The 14,630-nt window shown below is 61.7% G+C and carries 16 protein-coding genes; 9 read left to right on the top strand and 7 right to left on the bottom strand.

Annotated features, from left to right (window positions below; all coding sequences use genetic code 11):
- Positions 1-188: 188 nt before the first annotated feature.
- The 3 genes from dnaA to VRS74_RS09935 all read left to right on the top strand — a co-directional run bounded on the left by dnaA (position 189) and on the right by VRS74_RS09935 (position 3,824).
- Positions 189-1,655, top strand: coding sequence for a chromosomal replication initiator protein DnaA (gene dnaA, locus VRS74_RS09945; RefSeq protein ID WP_354145106.1), 1,467 nt, complete (start codon positions 189-191; stop codon positions 1,653-1,655).
- A 115-nt stretch (positions 1,656-1,770) separates the two neighbouring features.
- Positions 1,771-2,547, top strand: coding sequence for a HesA/MoeB/ThiF family protein (locus VRS74_RS09940; protein WP_354145105.1), 777 nt, complete (start codon positions 1,771-1,773; stop codon positions 2,545-2,547).
- A 104-nt stretch (positions 2,548-2,651) separates the two neighbouring features.
- Positions 2,652-3,824 carry a hypothetical protein gene (locus VRS74_RS09935; protein WP_354145104.1) on the top strand — a complete coding sequence of 391 codons (1,173 nt, stop codon included), beginning with the start codon at positions 2,652-2,654 and terminating at the stop codon, positions 3,822-3,824.
- Between the two features lie 362 nt (positions 3,825-4,186).
- Here VRS74_RS09935 and VRS74_RS09930 read toward each other — a convergent pair whose 3' ends face one another.
- The gene (locus VRS74_RS09930; protein WP_354145103.1) at positions 4,187-4,885 is read right to left on the bottom strand and encodes an NAD-dependent deacylase; all 699 of its coding nucleotides are present in this window, start codon (positions 4,883-4,885) and stop codon (positions 4,187-4,189) included.
- A 42-nt stretch (positions 4,886-4,927) separates the two neighbouring features.
- Between VRS74_RS09930 and dapB the strand changes: the two genes are divergently transcribed.
- From dapB to VRS74_RS09915, 3 genes are read left to right on the top strand one after another with little or no spacing between them, the layout of a single operon-like run.
- Entirely contained in the window at positions 4,928-5,695 is a 768-nt protein-coding gene (dapB, locus tag VRS74_RS09925) for a 4-hydroxy-tetrahydrodipicolinate reductase (protein ID WP_354145102.1), read from the top strand.
- 10 nt (positions 5,696-5,705) lie between these two features.
- Positions 5,706-6,377: an endonuclease III gene (nth, locus tag VRS74_RS09920; protein ID WP_354145101.1), complete on the top strand. Its 672-nt coding sequence runs from the start codon at positions 5,706-5,708 to the stop codon at positions 6,375-6,377.
- 33 nt (positions 6,378-6,410) lie between these two features.
- Complete coding sequence (locus VRS74_RS09915) at positions 6,411-6,815, top strand: hypothetical protein (RefSeq protein ID WP_354145100.1); 405 nt, start codon at positions 6,411-6,413, stop codon at positions 6,813-6,815.
- Between the two features lie 75 nt (positions 6,816-6,890).
- Here VRS74_RS09915 and VRS74_RS09910 read toward each other — a convergent pair whose 3' ends face one another.
- Entirely contained in the window at positions 6,891-8,126 is a 1,236-nt protein-coding gene (locus VRS74_RS09910) for a dicarboxylate/amino acid:cation symporter (protein WP_354145099.1), read from the bottom strand.
- A 15-nt stretch (positions 8,127-8,141) separates the two neighbouring features.
- Entirely contained in the window at positions 8,142-9,281 is a 1,140-nt protein-coding gene (gene dapE, locus VRS74_RS09905; protein ID WP_354145098.1) for a succinyl-diaminopimelate desuccinylase, read from the bottom strand.
- Positions 9,282-9,310: 29 nt separating this feature from the next.
- On the opposite strand from dapE, the gene VRS74_RS09900 reads away from it, so the two are divergent.
- Complete coding sequence (locus VRS74_RS09900; protein ID WP_354145097.1) at positions 9,311-9,778, top strand: cupin domain-containing protein; 468 nt, start codon at positions 9,311-9,313, stop codon at positions 9,776-9,778.
- On the opposite strand, the gene VRS74_RS09895 is transcribed toward VRS74_RS09900, so the two are convergent.
- Both VRS74_RS09895 and VRS74_RS09890 read right to left on the bottom strand, forming a co-directional pair.
- The gene (locus VRS74_RS09895; protein WP_354145096.1) at positions 9,775-10,677 is read right to left on the bottom strand and encodes a S1/P1 nuclease; all 903 of its coding nucleotides are present in this window, start codon (positions 10,675-10,677) and stop codon (positions 9,775-9,777) included. The genes VRS74_RS09900 and VRS74_RS09895 overlap by 4 nt on opposite strands.
- 2 nt (positions 10,678-10,679) lie before the next feature.
- Positions 10,680-11,345, bottom strand: coding sequence for a glutathione S-transferase family protein (locus tag VRS74_RS09890; protein ID WP_354145095.1), 666 nt, complete (start codon positions 11,343-11,345; stop codon positions 10,680-10,682).
- A gap of 209 nt (positions 11,346-11,554) precedes the next feature.
- Between VRS74_RS09890 and VRS74_RS09885 the strand changes: the two genes are divergently transcribed.
- Positions 11,555-11,974 (top strand): VOC family protein, encoded by a 420-nt coding sequence (locus tag VRS74_RS09885; RefSeq protein ID WP_354145094.1) that lies wholly within the window; start codon positions 11,555-11,557, stop codon positions 11,972-11,974.
- Positions 11,975-12,036: 62 nt separating this feature from the next.
- On the opposite strand, the gene VRS74_RS09880 is transcribed toward VRS74_RS09885, so the two are convergent.
- Together VRS74_RS09880 and VRS74_RS09875 are read right to left on the bottom strand one after the other, a co-directional pair.
- The gene (locus tag VRS74_RS09880) at positions 12,037-12,627 is read right to left on the bottom strand and encodes a hypothetical protein (protein ID WP_354145093.1); all 591 of its coding nucleotides are present in this window, start codon (positions 12,625-12,627) and stop codon (positions 12,037-12,039) included.
- Between the two features lies 1 nt (position 12,628).
- Positions 12,629-13,588 (bottom strand): sterol desaturase family protein, encoded by a 960-nt coding sequence (locus VRS74_RS09875; RefSeq protein ID WP_354145092.1) that lies wholly within the window; start codon positions 13,586-13,588, stop codon positions 12,629-12,631.
- Between the two features lie 95 nt (positions 13,589-13,683).
- On the opposite strand from VRS74_RS09875, the gene VRS74_RS09870 reads away from it, so the two are divergent.
- Positions 13,684-14,556 carry a LysR family transcriptional regulator gene (locus VRS74_RS09870; protein ID WP_354145091.1) on the top strand — a complete coding sequence of 291 codons (873 nt, stop codon included), beginning with the start codon at positions 13,684-13,686 and terminating at the stop codon, positions 14,554-14,556.
- Positions 14,557-14,630 lie beyond the last annotated feature (74 nt).

The following is a 14,630-nucleotide window of genomic DNA, read 5'->3' as shown; positions in this document are numbered from 1 at the left end:
CTTGCCTTGCCGCCAAAGGCGTACATAAGTTGAGCTCGCTTGGGGCGGGACAGCCCGGGTTTTACAAGCTGATGCGATGGGGGAACGCTCGGAAGGCCGATTCCGGGTGAAGGCAGAGCTTTGCCATCGTGTATGCCGATTACAATGACCCTGGCGCAAAGCCGGGGATATGCAGGATTGGTTGGGGAATGGTCCAGAAAAATGACAAGGCACGGGTGGCAAAGCGGGCAATCGACGAAGATCTGATGGAAGACGCCGAAGCCGTTAACCTCGCTGCCGATTGGGCCGATATCAGTCAGGGCCTGCGCAAGGATCTGGGGCACCAGCTCCACAGCCAGTGGATCAAGCCGATCCAGCTGGGAATGCTCTGCAAGGAAACCGGCACGCTCGATCTTTATCTGCCGACCGAATTTTCCGCCAATTGGGTGAACGACCGATTCCACGACCGGCTGCAGCTGGCGTGGAAGATCATGCGCAGCGAAGTGCGCAAGGTGAAGATCTCGGTCCATCCGGGTCGCCGCCAACTGCCCGAGCTAATGCTCGACGGCAGCCGCCGCCCGGCCAATGACGGTTCCGAAACGAGCGCGCTCGCGGTTGCCGCTGGCACGATCGGCGATGCGGGCTTCACCAGCTCGGTCGGCCTCGACCCCTCGCTCACTTTCGCGGCCTTCGTCACCGGCGAAACCAATGTGCTGGCCTGTAACGCGGCGCAGCGCATGTCCGCCCCCGAGCAACCGCAATTCTCGCCACTCTACCTCAAGGCCGCGACCGGCCAGGGCAAGACTCACCTGCTCCACGCGATCGGCCACGCCTATCTCACGGCGCATCCGCGCGCGCGGATTTTCTACTGCTCAGCCGAGCGCTTCATGGTCGAATTCGTCCAGGCGCTCAAAGCCAACCAGATGATCGAGTTCAAGGCGCGGCTGCGCAGCTTCGACCTGCTGCTTGTGGACGACATCCAGTTCATCATCGGCAAGGCCTCCGCGCAGGAAGAACTGCTCTACACGATCGACGCGCTGCTGGCCGAAGGCAAGCGGCTGGTGTTCGCCGCCGACCGTGCACCGCAAGCGCTCGACGGGGTCGAACCGCGTCTGCTCAGCCGCCTTTCGATGGGCCTGGTGGCCGACATCCAGCCTGCCGATATCGAGCTGCGCCGCTCGATCCTCGAATCGAAGCTGACCCGATTCGCTCCCCTCGACGTGCCCGATGACGTGGTCGATTTCCTCGCCCGCACCATCACCCGTAATGTGCGCGAGCTGGTCGGCGGCCTCAACAAGCTGATCGCCTATGCCCAGCTGACCGGACAGGAAGTGTCGCTTCAGCTCGCCGAGGAACAGCTCACTGATATCCTTTCGGCCAACCGCCGTCGGATCACGATCGACGAGATCCAGCGCACGGTGTGCCAGTTCTACCGCATCGACCGCGCAGAAATGTCGTCGAAGCGTCGTGCGCGCGCCGTGGTGCGCCCGCGCCAGGTGGCAATGTATCTCGCCAAGGTGCTTACGCCGCGCAGCTATCCGGAAATCGGCCGCAAGTTCGGCGGACGCGACCATTCGACCGTGATCCACGCGGTGCGGCTGATCGAAGACCTGCGCAAGCGCGATGCCGATATGGATGGAGACGTGCGCAGCCTGCTGCGGCAATTGGAAAGCTGAGAGGCATAGCCTCCGGCCCTTTGGGGAACGCGACCCACATACTACCCACTGCTGATCGACAGGCCTGTACACAGGCTTGTCGACAGCGTGTGCACAGAGTGTAAACAGCTCTCCGATGACCCTTTCCCCTGCCCGCCTCGATCGTTTCGCAAGACACATCGTGCTGCCCGAAGTGGGCGGCGCAGGGCAGGTCGCCCTCAGCCAAAGCCATGTCGCGGTGATCGGGCTCGGCGGGATCGGATCGCCCGCTCTGCAATATCTCGCGGCTGCCGGCATCGGCCAGTTCACGCTGGTCGACAATGACGCGGTCGATGCCAGCAACCTTCAGCGCCAGACGATCTTTTCCGCCCGCGACGTGGGGCATGGCAAGGCGGTGGGCGCGCGCCGTTGGCTGGCCAATTTTGACGATGCGCTCAAGGTCGAGATCAGCGACACGCGCATCACGGCGGAGAATGCCGGGAGCATGATCGCCGGGGCAGACCTGGTGCTGGACGGGACCGACAACTTCGCCACCCGCCTCGCCGTGTCCGACGCCTGCGTCGCGGCAGGCATCCCGCTGCTATCAGCCGCCGTCGGGCGCTTCCAGGGGCAGGTCGGCGCCTTCGCGGGCCATTTGCCGGGGCAGTCCTGCTATCGTTGCTTCGTCGGCGACGCCTTCGATGCCGAGGATTGCGACACTTGCGCCGAAGACGGCATGCTGGGGGCGATGGCGGGCTGGACCGGCAGCCTCGCCGCGATGCAGGCAGTGCGCGTGCTGCTGGGCGGGGTCAGCGCCTTCAGCGACCCGCAATTCGGCAAGCTGCACATACTCGACGGCATGGCGCCGGCCATGCGCACGCTGACGATCGCGAAAGACCCGGCCTGCATGGGGTGCGGCGGGAACGGCAGCTGACGGCCCGATTGTGGGCTACCGTTTGACCTCGATCATTGCACCTGGCCTTAGTCAGGACATAAGCATCGCGTAGCGGATGAGAGGAACTGGTTGCAGGTAGAGCGGTGAGCTTCAAAGCAGGACGTTATTCAATGCATTGCACCGGGCGTGGCTCGGCGGCTGCGTGGCTGCTCTGTTTTGTCGCGATCGTCCAACTGGGAACGGCAACCGTTGGCCTCGCGCAGCAACCGCACAATCGGCCAAACAAGCCCGCAACATCCGCGCCACTGCCTTGCCTGCCTGACCCGAATGCAGCCGAAGACAGCGATCAGCAGGCATGTCTCGGCGGACACATCCCAGGGTTCGGCGGCTATAATTACCTTGGGCCATGCGAGGTTGCAGCCTATCTGCTCGATCCGGAGGCCAACGCCGACGCGCGCGATCTGCTGACGCGGTATATCGAAGCGGCCTCGCAAGACTGTGACGAGCGATTGTCGATCGACATTCGCCAAGGCACGTACAGCTATGTCGATCTGCACCGCTGGGGCAGCCAGGCAAGCGAGCTGCTGGTGGGCGATGCGGATACCATGATCGAGAACGCCGATGCCTTCATGGGGCCATTCATCCTCGACAATCGCGTCACTTTCTTCGTCGATCCCGAAGCGTTCATGACTCCCGTCCCAGGACACGACGAGGCCATTGCTGCGGCGCGGCAGGCGCTGCTGGCACATGGCTTCGACCTCGAAGCCTTCCGTTTCACGAGCGATCCGTTCTCAAGCAGGTCGCTCGCATGGAATTTCTTCGGGGTGAGCGATCCATGCGTGTCCGTGAATCCGCCGCTTTCCGTGTGCACCAATATCCCTGATGTACAGGTCAGCTTCGTCGACGCCTCGCCAACAGGCGTTCTGGGCACGGCACGGCTGCGGTCCGGGCCGCGCCTCAGCTATATCTTCATTATCTCCTGGGATGCGCCCGTTTCGCTCGATGAGTACGCTGCCGACTTCATGTCGGAGGAAGACGCGGGGTATGCTCTGGCCAATCCTCACCACTTCACATTCGGGGAGTTTCCCGCGCTCCGCTTCGATCTGACACCGACCAAGGAAGCAGAATCGCCTTCCGAGCAAGGCGAGCCCGGCCCGGAATTTTTTAAGCAAAGGATGATTCTGTTCGTCGACACGGGTGCAGGAATAGCCACCATAGGCGATGCGCCAAGGATGCCGGGTTCGCCTGAAGTGAGTCTGGAGCAACTCTATTCCGGCGCGGAGAGCGTCGCCCGGATTTTGCGTATCCGGCGCTGAACCGAGGATTGCGATACCTGCATCTAAGACGGCATGCTGGGTACGATGGCGGGCTGGACGGGCAGCTTCGCCGCGACGCAGGCGGTGCGCACGCTGCAAGACCATGTCAGCAATTTCGGCGATCCGTAGTGGGGCAAGCTGCATATCCTCGACGGGATGAAACCGGGGATACAGACGCCGACGATTGCCAAGGACGCGGCGAGCAGGGGGTGTAATTAAATTAGGCAATCAGTCCGAAAGAAATCAATTGGCGGTCCAGACGGAGGCGTACACTGTCAACCGCAAGCCCACCTTCCAATCGGCCCACAAAAACCGTCGCGCCAGTTCCTTCGGAATAGCAGGGCAAATCGGCTTACAGACATTCATTTCAGAACTTCCTCCACCCAGGCCGGCACAAGTTCCCCCGCCTTGCCCTGGCGCGATTCGTGGAACCAGTGCGAGCCTTCGCTCCGCTCAAGGTTGAGTTCGAGCGTCCGCGCACCCAATTCACGGGCATCCCGAACGAAGCCCGCTGCGGGATAGACCGCGCCCGAAGTGCCGATGCTGACGAACAGGTCGGCCCCGCGCAATGCGCGATAGATGCGGTCCATCTGGTAGGGCATCTCGCCAAACCACACGACGTCGGGCCGCAGGGTCGGCGCCTGGCACACCGGGCATGGCGGCCGGTTCGACATTGGCGCGTCCCACGGACTGCGCATCTCGCACGAAGTGCACAGCGCGCTCTTGAGTTCGCCATGCATGTGCAGCACACGCCTGGCGCCGCCGCGCTCGTGCAGGTCGTCGACATTTTGCGTCACGATCAGCAGGTCGCCGCCCCATTCCGCGTCGAGCCGTGCCAAAGCCCTGTGGGCGGCATTCGGTTCGCGCGAATGAAGCGCCTCGCGCCGCATGTCGTAAAAGCCGAGCACAAGGTCCGGATCGCGCGCAAAGCCCTCGGGCGTGGCGACGTCTTCCACCCGGTGCCGTTCCCACAGCCCGCCAGCATCGCGAAAGGTATCGATCCCGCTTTCGGCGGATATCCCCGCGCCGGTGAGGATGACAATTGAGCGCACATCTGCCATGCGCCCGATCAGACACGAAAACCGGGCCAGGACGCAAGGACAATGACAGGCATCATCATCTTCGGGTCCGCAGGTCGGATGGGGCGCGCCGTGTACGAAGCCCTTGTGTCGAGTGGAGCGCACCTTGCCGGGGTCGATCAGCCGGACATCGACAATAATCCACGGCGCGATCCCCCGCCGCGCGTGCCCTTGGAACAGCTTGCGCGTGGCGGCGGCGATGTGATCATCGATTTCACCAGCCCCGATGTGCTCGAGGAAAACCTGTGGGCAGCACAGGTGGCGAAGAAGCCCATCGTGATCGGCACCACCGGCCTGACGGATAGCCACCATGCGATGATCGACCGTGCTGCGCGCTCGATCCCGGTCCTCTGGTCGGCCAATATGAGCCTGGGGGTCAATTTGCTGGCGGCGCTTGTGAAGGATGCCGCTTCGCGCCTGTCGGTGGAATGGGATATCGAAATCCTCGAGATGCATCACCGCCACAAGGTCGATGCGCCTTCGGGCACAGCGCTGATGCTCGGCGATGCTGCCGCCGCAGGGCGCGGGATCGACCTCGATAGCGCCAAGGTCACTGTCAGGGACGGGATCACAGGCGAAAGGCAGTATGGAGACATCGGGTTCGCCACATTGCGCGGGGGCTCGGTGGCCGGTGACCACCAGGTCATCTTTGCGGCCGAAGGCGAACGGCTCGAACTCGGCCACCGCGCGGAAGGTCGCGTGATCTTCGCCCGCGGCGCCGTAAGGGCCGCCCAATGGCTGGTGGGCAAGGAGCCGGGCCGCTACACTATGGCGCAGGTGCTGGGGCTGTAACCGGGCGCGCATGACCAAAGACCAGATATTCGAGTTCTTCCGCCGGTTGGCGGAAGACAATCCCGAGCCCGAGACCGAGCTTGAGTATGGCAATGCCTACCAGCTCGTCGTGGCGGTGGCGCTCAGCGCGCAAGCGACCGACGTCGGCGTGAACAAGGCGACAAGAGCGCTGTTCCAAAAGGTGAAAACGCCGCAGCAGATGCTCGATCTGGGCGAGGATGGCCTGAAGGAACACATCAAGACGATCGGCCTGTTCAATTCGAAGGCCAAGAACGTGATCGCGATGAGCCGGATACTCGTCAATCAGTACGGCGGCGAAGTTCCGGACACGCGCGAGGCACTGGTCAAGCTGCCGGGGGTCGGGCGCAAGACCGCCAATGTCGTGCTCAATTGCTGGTTCAAGCAAGAGACCTTCGCGGTCGACACGCATATCTTCCGCGTCGGAAACCGCACAGGGCTCGCCAAGGGCAAGACGCCGGAGCAGGTCGAAGCCAAGCTCGAGAAACGCGTGCCCGAGCCTTTCCGCCTGCATGCGCATCACTGGCTGATCCTGCACGGTCGCTATGTCTGCAAGGCGCGCACGCCCGAATGCTGGCGCTGCAAGGTCGAAGACCTATGCAGCTACCGCAAGAAAGTGCTACAAAAGCCAGGTGAGGCGGCAAAGTCGAAAGTCGGTGCCTGATTTCGTCAGGCGCCTAGAGAAGGAGCGCCTGCCATGATCCGCTATACCGCGATAGCTTTCCTGCCGCTGCTTGCAGTGGCCTGTGCGCCGATTGAATCCGACGAGGAATTCGTGACCAAGGGCCCGCCCGTGAAAGTCGTGGGCGAACCGGTCAGCTGCATTCCGATCACGCAAATCCGCCAGTCGCTGGTGCGCGACGATCGCACCATCGATTTCGAGATGGCGGGCCGCAAGGTCTATCGCAACACGCTGCCGCAAAGCTGCCCCAGCCTCGGCTTTCGCGAGGCCTTCACCTACAGCACGTCGATCAGCCAGCTGTGCAATACCGAGATCATCTATGTGCTTGAGAATGTCGGCGGGCAGATGCGCCGCGGCGCAGGCTGCGGCCTCGGGAAATTCGTGCCGGTGGAATATGCCAAGGATGAAGCGGAAGACTGACCTGGCAAGCTGGCATCAAAGCCATTGCTCTCATCCCGGCGCCCGAATGCCGAGCGCCGAGAATACCATCAATAGCTAGATATCGTCCGCACTCTTCATCTCCGCCCGGTCGATCTCGCCGGTCAGGCTGGCGACTGTGGTAGCCACGGCCGCGTCGCCGGTGACATTGGTGGTGGTGCGCATCATGTCCATGATCCGGTCGACGCCCGCCACGAAGGCGATCGTTTCCAGCGGCACGCCCACCGCGCCGAACACCAGCGCCATTATGATCAGGCCGGCGCCCGGGATGCCCGCCGCGCCCACGGCGCCGAGCGTGCCGAGGATCGAGATCAGCACATAATCGCCGAAGTCGAGCTGCACGCCGAAGATCTGCGCCCCGAACAGCGTGGCCAGGCCAAGATACATCGCGGTGCCGTTCATGTTGATCGTCGCGCCCAGCGAGATCACGAAGCTGGCCACCGAATTGCTGATGCCGAGGTTGCGTTCGGCGCAGCGCAGCGTGACAGGCAGCGTCGCATTGGAACTGGCGGTGGAATAGCTGACCGCGATGGCGTCGATGATGCCGCGGAAGAAGTCGATCACCGGCAGCCGCGCGATGAACTTGATCATCGAGGAATACATCACGAGGATGATCAGCAGGCAGCCGAGATAGTTGAGGAACACCAGCTTGCCGAGCGCGGCCAGTGCAGACATGCCCAAGGTTCCCGCCACCCAGGCCATCAGCGCGAAAACGCCGAAGGGGGTGAGCTCCATCACGATCATGGTGACCTTCTGCATGATCACCGAACCAGAATCGAAGATGCGCTGGACCGGCGCACCCTCATCCTTCGCCATCAGGATCCCGATGCCGAGCAGCAGCGAGAAGATGATCAGCGGCAGGACGTTGACATCCGCCATCACCTGAACCGGGCTTTGCGGCACCATGCCCAGCAGCATCTGGCGCCAGGTCGTCTCATTCGGTTCGGGGATTGCGCCCATCTCGATCATGGAGGTGTCGACCCCCATGCCCGGCTGCATGAAAGTGCCCAGCCCCAGCCCTAGCCAGACCGCGATCTGGCCGCTCACCACGAAGAGCAGCATCGCGCGCCAGCCCACGCTTCCCAGCTTACGCAAATCGCCGATGCTGGCGACGCCCGCCACCAGGCTGAAGAAGATCAACGGCACGACCAGCATCTTGATGAAAGCGACGAAGATATCGCCGATGATCTTGATGCTTTCCGCACCCGGCCCCCAGTACCAGCCTACCGCGATGCCAAGGACGAGCGCAGCGATAACTCGCTGCCAAAGCGGAATTCGGAACCAGGCCCCCATTGCGATCCTTCGCTATTATCTCTGCGCCAGCACTGCCGAAGCGATGCGCGCGTAAATGCGGCTTAGCGTATCGAGGTCAGCCAAGGCCACAGCCTCGTCGCACTTATGCATGGTTGCGTTGCACAGGCCAAACTCGATCACCGGGCATACGGCGCGCAGGAAGCGCGCGTCGGATGTGCCTCCGCTGGTCGAAGCTTCGGGCACCAGCCCGGTTTCTGCCTCCACCGCGTCTGCAATGATCCGCGAGAATACACCGGGCGGCGTAAGGAACGGCTCGCCCGAAATCACCGGGCGCGCTTTGCCGCCGTGGCGCTCGGCAATCTCGACCACCTGCCGCGCGAGCGACGCGCCCGAATGGAGGTCGTTGAAGCGGATGGAGATGCGCGCCTTGGCCTTGGCCGGGATCACATTGGTGGCCGGATTGCCGACTTCGATATCGGTGATCTCAAGATTGCTCGGTTGGAACCATTCGGTGCCGTCGTCGAGATGCAGCGCATTGAGTTCGGACAGCATGGCGACCATGCGCGGCAAAGGGTTGTCGGCATTATGCGGATAGGCGACGTGCCCCTGCGCACCATCGACCTCAAGCCAGACGTTGAGCGACCCGCGTCGCCCGATCTTCATCATGTCGCCCAGCCGGTGGACGCTGGTGGGCTCGCCCACCAGGCACAGATCGGGTTGGTGGCCAGCTTCGCGCATATAGTCGATCAGCGCGCGCGTGCCGTGCAGTGCGGGGCCTTCCTCGTCGCCGGTGATGATGAAGCTAATAGTGCCCGCATCCTGCGGCACCTGCTCCACGGCGGAGACCATGGCGGCGATCGCGCCTTTCATGTCGACCGCGCCGCGTCCATGGAGCAGCTCGCCGCGCACTTCGGGAGCGAAAGGCGCGCTGGTCCAGCCTTCTCCCGGCGGCACGACATCGAGATGCCCGGCGAAGGCGAAATGGCGGGATCCCACGGGCCCTCGGCGGATCGCGAAGAGATTTTCGACCGGGGCTTCTTCGCTGCCCGGTTCGCCATCTCCGCGGGTGAAGCGATGGACATCGAAACCGAGGGGGGCAACCATCGCCTCGAACTCGTCGAACACCAGCCCGGTCGCGGGCGTGACGCTGGGTGCGGCAATCAGGCGATTGGCGAGCTCGGCGGTTTGGTTCATGATCGACCGGTTAGCAGGAGTGAATGCCAATGCCCAAGCTCGATCTCGCCGCCATCCCCCAAACCAATGTCACGGGCTACCCGGCGCCGTTCGACCGCGAGGTCCAGGGCCGCTGGTATCGCCGCCTCGCCCCCGTTTCGGGCTTCACAATGCTCGGCGCCAGCCACGTCGTGCTCAAGCCCGGCGCATGGTCGAGCCAGCGGCACTGGCACGCGGGGCAGGACGAGTTGGTGATGATGCTTTCCGGCGAAGCGGTGCTGGTCGAAGATGGCGGAGAAACGCTGGTCCGCACGGGCGATATCCTGGCTTGGCCGGCCGGCGAGGCGAACGGCCATCACTTGCAGAACCGCTCATCCGAAGACTGCGTCTTCGTCGCGATCAGCGCCGGACCGAGGGAGACCGACCGCGGCGAGTATCCCGATATCGACATGGTGTTCGACCCCGATGGATATGAGCGCAAGGACGGCACCCGCTACGAAACCAGCCGCATACCCTAGCGCCGTTCGCGCTCCGGCTGCGGCAGCGGCCCCGGGGCGAAGGCCTCATCCAGCAAGCGCGCAATCCGCAGTCCCGCCTGCGTCACGCGGCGCTGGCTAACGGGGATCGCGGCGACGATGTCCTCCTGCGTCAGCGCCGTCTCGCTGGGCAACTTGCCCGAGCAGTCCGTACAGTCGAAGGCGTTGGGATAGACGAAACTGCGCGCCAGTTCCCAGCTCTCGCGGCCCCACTCGGCCGGGTCGCCGCCTGCCAGTTCGGCTTTCTCCGCCGCGCTGTAACGCCGCACCAGCGATGGTTGCGCGGAAGTGATCGCGCGTTCGGCAAGGGGTCCGTCCCAGATCCAGTGCAGGTTGAGGCCCGGCACGATGCCATAATCGGTCACCCGGTCGTTACCGCCGCGATCGTCATGGTGGCCCGAATGAAGCGGCATGTGCACGTCACCGACGAAATGGACCATGAAGGCGAGCGCTTCGAGGCGGACGTTATCGTGCAGGCTCTCGTCGGCGAGGATGCGCTGGTTGCGCTCTATCTGCGCGAGGATGCAGTTCCCGCCGCTGCAATTGCTGCGCGGGTTGTAAGGCTCGTCGATTGGCGCGGTGCGATAGTGCCAGGCGAAGGTATAGCCCCAGCGCCAGCCCTCGCCGCGCAGGCAATCGGGCCAGGTCGATGCATCAGTCAGATTGCGCAAGCGGCATTGCGGCGTGCCGAGTTGCTGCTCGGCCCGGAACAGCCGGTCGAGCTTCGCCCGCGTCGCGGGCTCAATGTTCGCCTCTGCGATCTGGGCCGTCGTGCCGTGTGCGTAAAAGCCCCAGGCGAGCGCCTTCCCCGGCACCAGAGCCATGGCGGCAAGCGCCAGCGTCGCGAGCCAGACTGCGGGACGGTATGTCACGGTCATCATTCTCAATTCGGCATCACTTCGTATTGCTCGATGACCCACTCTTCATCCTCCGCCGCAGCGATCCATTCCTGCGTCCAGTCGTGTTCCCAGATCGCTTCGATATAGGCCTGGGCAAAGCCGGGCACGCCCACGCCATAGGTCACGAAGCGGGATACCACCGGCGCGTAGAAGATGTCGGCCGCGCCGAAAGTGCCGAACAGGAACGGCCCGCTGTTGCCGAAGCGTGCGCGCGCTTCGGCCCAGAGCGTAAGGATACGGACCACGTCATGCTTGGTAGAATCGGTCAGGTCTTCGATCGCAACCCGGCGGCGAACGTTCATCGGCAGCTCGCGCCGAAGCGAGAGGAATGACGAGTGCATTTCGGCAACCATCGCGCGCGCCATGCCGCGTGCAGCCTCTTCCTTCGGCCAGAAGCGCTCACGCCCGACCTTGTCGGCCAGGTATTCGAGGATGGCGAGGCTGTCCCACACCACGGTGTCGCCATCCCACAGCACCGGCACTTTGCCGTGGCTGGGCTGGACTTCGCCCATGGCCTGCTTGCGATCGCCCCACTCGTCGCCGTCGATATTGACCGTCAGCTCTTCGAAATGGAGACCGGACTGCTTGGCGGCGAGCCAACCGCGCATCGACCAGCTCGAATAGTTCTTGTTGCCGATGATCAGCTTCATACCGGGCCTCGCTCCTTGCGAGTCGGCAGTTAGTCGTTCATCCCTGTGCTGTCGAGGCTGAACGATGCGACACATGCGACATAGTCCAATGAAAGATTTTTCCAGTGGCGCGCGCACTTCTCCAACAATCATGAGCCTGGCCATTTGGCGAGCGTGGCACGCGCAACCGCCTGTAGGAAAATGAAACCGTTCGCGCTAAACAATCGGGCATGAGCCTGCGCCCCTTCCATCTCGCCTTTCCCGTTGACGATCTTGCCGCCGCGCGCGCCTTTTACGGCGGAGCGATGGGCTGCCGCGAAGGGCGCTCGTCAGACGAGTGGATCGATTTCGATTTCTACGGCCACCAGATCGTGGCGCATCTGGCCCCCGGCAATGCGGGCGACCGCGCCAGCAACCATGTCGACGGCCACGGCGTTCCGGTGCCGCATTTCGGCATCGTGCTGAAAATGGAAGACTGGCAGGACCTGGCCGAGCGCCTGACCGCCGCCGGTACCCATTTCGTGATCGAGCCGACGATCCGGTTCAAGGGACAGCCGGGCGAGCAGGCGACGATGTTCTTCCGCGACCCGGCCGGCAATGCGATCGAGATGAAGGCGTTCGAAAACCTCGACAGCCTCTTCGCGACCTGAACTGCGGTATACCGATCGGAAACCGGACTGTCCGCTAACGACCCAGTTGCTGCCTTTCTCCGTCAATCAGTTGAGAAGGCTTGCTTTTCCAGCAACCACCAAATGCCGACAAACCAAACTGCGATCAAAATATGAAATAGGTGCCAGCTCGTATCTGCACTCAGAATGCTCGATTGGCGGACAAACAATACGTTTGCGAGGAAGATTGCGACCACACTCGCTCTCAACAATCGCTGAACAACGCCAGACGCCGACCAAATTGTGCTAGCGACAATCGCGATAAGCAGCCAAGCCGTGAAAAGCGGCATAGTCGCTTCGCGTGCGATCATCCCCGACACCAGAGTTGCGACCGCAAGAGCGATGGCGACGCTCAAACGCCATCCAGTCCAGCTCTTCACCGGAACCATCACAAGCTGCATTGCGACCAATGCCATGGCGGTCGCTCCGCCCACTTGTGAAAAGGCTTGGTGAACAGGTGCAAGCTCTTCGATCCGCCCCAACCCAAAGCGAATGACACCGATGCCAGCAGCAACGCTGAATATGGAAATACCGAGCGCACCGAACCGCATCCCACGCCGCGCCATTTGCAATACAGACCAGACGCCAACCAACACGATCAGCGCTTCGGACAGGGCGTAATGCGGTGCGGGCATATCAGCTCTTTACCAGCAAACTGGAAGGCTCTTGGCTATCGTTTGGCTCTTCGGCTTCGCCAACCGATTGCGCCGCGAAGTGTTCGGCCTTGATCTGCTCCGATGTCAGCCGCGATCCATCATGGCACCAGCCCGGGGGCGCAAGCAGATAGAGAATACGCTGCCAAAGTGTGATGCCTCGCTGAGAAACATCCTTCAGGATACCCCAATATTCATGGAAGATGATGATGAAGGGATTGAGCGTTTCGAGGTTCTTCACCAGGCCATAATCGACCTTCTCCTCTTCAGCCACGAATGTGCCGAACATCTTGTCCCAGACAATCAGCGTGCCAGCGTAGTTCGCGTCAAGATATTGCGGGTTACGGCCATGGTGGACGCGGTGATGCGATGGCGTGTTGAAGACAGCTTCGAACCAGCGCGGAAGCTTGCCGACCAGCTCCGTGTGAAGGAAGAACTGATAGGTCGGGTTTATCACTCCGCAGAACAGCACGACCACCGGATCGAACCCGATCAAAACCAGCGGCACTTTGAACATCATCGTTCCGGTAAAATGCTTGGTCCAGCCCTGACGCAAGGCAACCGAGAAATTGTACTGGGTGCTGGAATGGTGGGTGACATGCATTGCCCACACCCAGCGCACCCGATGCGCAATACGGTGGTGCAAATAATAGCGCAGATCATCGAGAATGAAGCACACGACCAGCGAAACGACAGTTAGCGGAATGGCATAAAGCTGGAATTGCTGAACCCAGAACAAGACGCCTACGGATATGAATGCGGTCGCGCCATTGGTCACAGCGCTAACAAGGCCTATGCCCATCGAGACGCCATTGTCCTTCATGTCCCCAACGCCGCGTTCATGAAAGAGGTGGTTGAAGACAGACTCGCCAATGATTGCCGCGAAATAGAGCGGAATCACGATCATCGCGATGTTCGAACTTATGATGTTCTCTAGCGTCATAACTGGCCTCTCCCGATCTTTTTCATTCGATCTACTTGAGGTCGCTGCTGAGCAAAATTGAGTAATAAGGCCAAAGTTGTTACCAATAGGCACATATGGACGACCTTCGCCTCTTGCGCCATTTCGAAGCGGTCTATCGGCTGTTGAGCTTCACCGCGGCAGCCGAAGAGTTGGGTCTGACCCATTCGGCGCTCACAAAGAGCATCAAGCTTCTCGAAGCGGATTGGGAATCGCAACTGTTCCACCGGACAACCCGTACGGTCGTGGCGACCGAGGCAGGCAAGAAGCTTTACCCGCAAGCGGTTGAGCTTTTGGCATTTGCGGCAAGCGTTCGTGGTTCCATTTCGGCGGGGGAACATGAACTCAACATCGTCAGCGGTCCGGGAGTGATCGAGAGCATGATCCATCCGGCAATTGTCAGGTTTGCCCAGCTTTATCCCAGGACGCGGATCAACGTATCCACCATGCCGCCACATCTCGCGGCCGAAGAGCTCCTGCAACGTCGAATCCATCTTTTGATCTATCACCATGCCAGCCTCGCGGGGCTGCCTCACAAAGATCGCATGAGGGTTACAGATGTGATCGACGAACCTTATTGGATGGTTCATCGCAAGGGCCATCCGGTGAGCTCGCGCTCGCACACTCTTTCTGAGGTGATCCAATATGACTGGGCTCTCGCCGGATATGACCGAATGTTCGAACAATCGCTGCCCGCCGATATTCGTGAATTGCTTGAGAAGAACGGCGTCCCGCACTACCGTCTACTCAGTCAGGCCGCATGTATCGAACTGGCCAAGCAGACCGAAATTCTGACGACGCTGCCGCAGTCAGCTGCGCAAGAGATGATTTCCGAAGGTATCATAGACGGCGTGCCGCATCCCGGTGGCTTTCGCTTTTCGATCGGTGCCGCAGTTCTCTTTGATGCAGGACGCGAGCCTACTGTAGAGCACTTTGTTGAATGCCTTTGATATCTTGGAAAAGCCAGCGACGCTCTGTCCGCTTTCCACCCCACTTTCGGACGTCTGCTCAGCCAGCTTCGCGT

It is taken from the genome of Altererythrobacter litoralis (assembly GCF_036324225.1).
Lineage (GTDB): Bacteria > Pseudomonadota > Alphaproteobacteria > Sphingomonadales > Sphingomonadaceae > Erythrobacter > Erythrobacter litoralis_A.
This window is presented reverse-complemented; position numbering and strand designations above follow the sequence as displayed.

Bases quoted from the DNA above. Each gene is read 5' to 3' on its own strand.
- VRS74_RS09930 (WP_354145103.1), bottom strand. From the start codon at position 4,885: ATGGCAGATGTGCGCTCAATTGTCATCCTCACCGGCGCGGGGATATCC.
- VRS74_RS09875 (WP_354145092.1), bottom strand. From the start codon at position 13,588: ATGACGCTAGAGAACATCATAAGTTCGAACATCGCGATGATCGTGATT.
- VRS74_RS09895 (WP_354145096.1), bottom strand. From the start codon at position 10,677: ATGATGACCGTGACATACCGTCCCGCAGTCTGGCTCGCGACGCTGGCG.
- nth (WP_354145101.1), top strand. From the start codon at position 5,706: ATGACCAAAGACCAGATATTCGAGTTCTTCCGCCGGTTGGCGGAAGAC.
- VRS74_RS09885 (WP_354145094.1), top strand. From the start codon at position 11,555: ATGAGCCTGCGCCCCTTCCATCTCGCCTTTCCCGTTGACGATCTTGCC.
- dnaA (WP_354145106.1), top strand. From the start codon at position 189: ATGGTCCAGAAAAATGACAAGGCACGGGTGGCAAAGCGGGCAATCGAC.
- VRS74_RS09870 (WP_354145091.1), top strand. From the start codon at position 13,684: ATGGACGACCTTCGCCTCTTGCGCCATTTCGAAGCGGTCTATCGGCTG.
- VRS74_RS09915 (WP_354145100.1), top strand. From the start codon at position 6,411: ATGATCCGCTATACCGCGATAGCTTTCCTGCCGCTGCTTGCAGTGGCC.
- VRS74_RS09880 (WP_354145093.1), bottom strand. From the start codon at position 12,627: ATGCCCGCACCGCATTACGCCCTGTCCGAAGCGCTGATCGTGTTGGTT.
- VRS74_RS09900 (WP_354145097.1), top strand. From the start codon at position 9,311: ATGCCCAAGCTCGATCTCGCCGCCATCCCCCAAACCAATGTCACGGGC.
- VRS74_RS09910 (WP_354145099.1), bottom strand. From the start codon at position 8,126: ATGGGGGCCTGGTTCCGAATTCCGCTTTGGCAGCGAGTTATCGCTGCG.
- dapB (WP_354145102.1), top strand. From the start codon at position 4,928: ATGACAGGCATCATCATCTTCGGGTCCGCAGGTCGGATGGGGCGCGCC.
- VRS74_RS09890 (WP_354145095.1), bottom strand. From the start codon at position 11,345: ATGAAGCTGATCATCGGCAACAAGAACTATTCGAGCTGGTCGATGCGC.
- dapE (WP_354145098.1), bottom strand. From the start codon at position 9,281: ATGAACCAAACCGCCGAGCTCGCCAATCGCCTGATTGCCGCACCCAGC.
- VRS74_RS09940 (WP_354145105.1), top strand. From the start codon at position 1,771: ATGACCCTTTCCCCTGCCCGCCTCGATCGTTTCGCAAGACACATCGTG.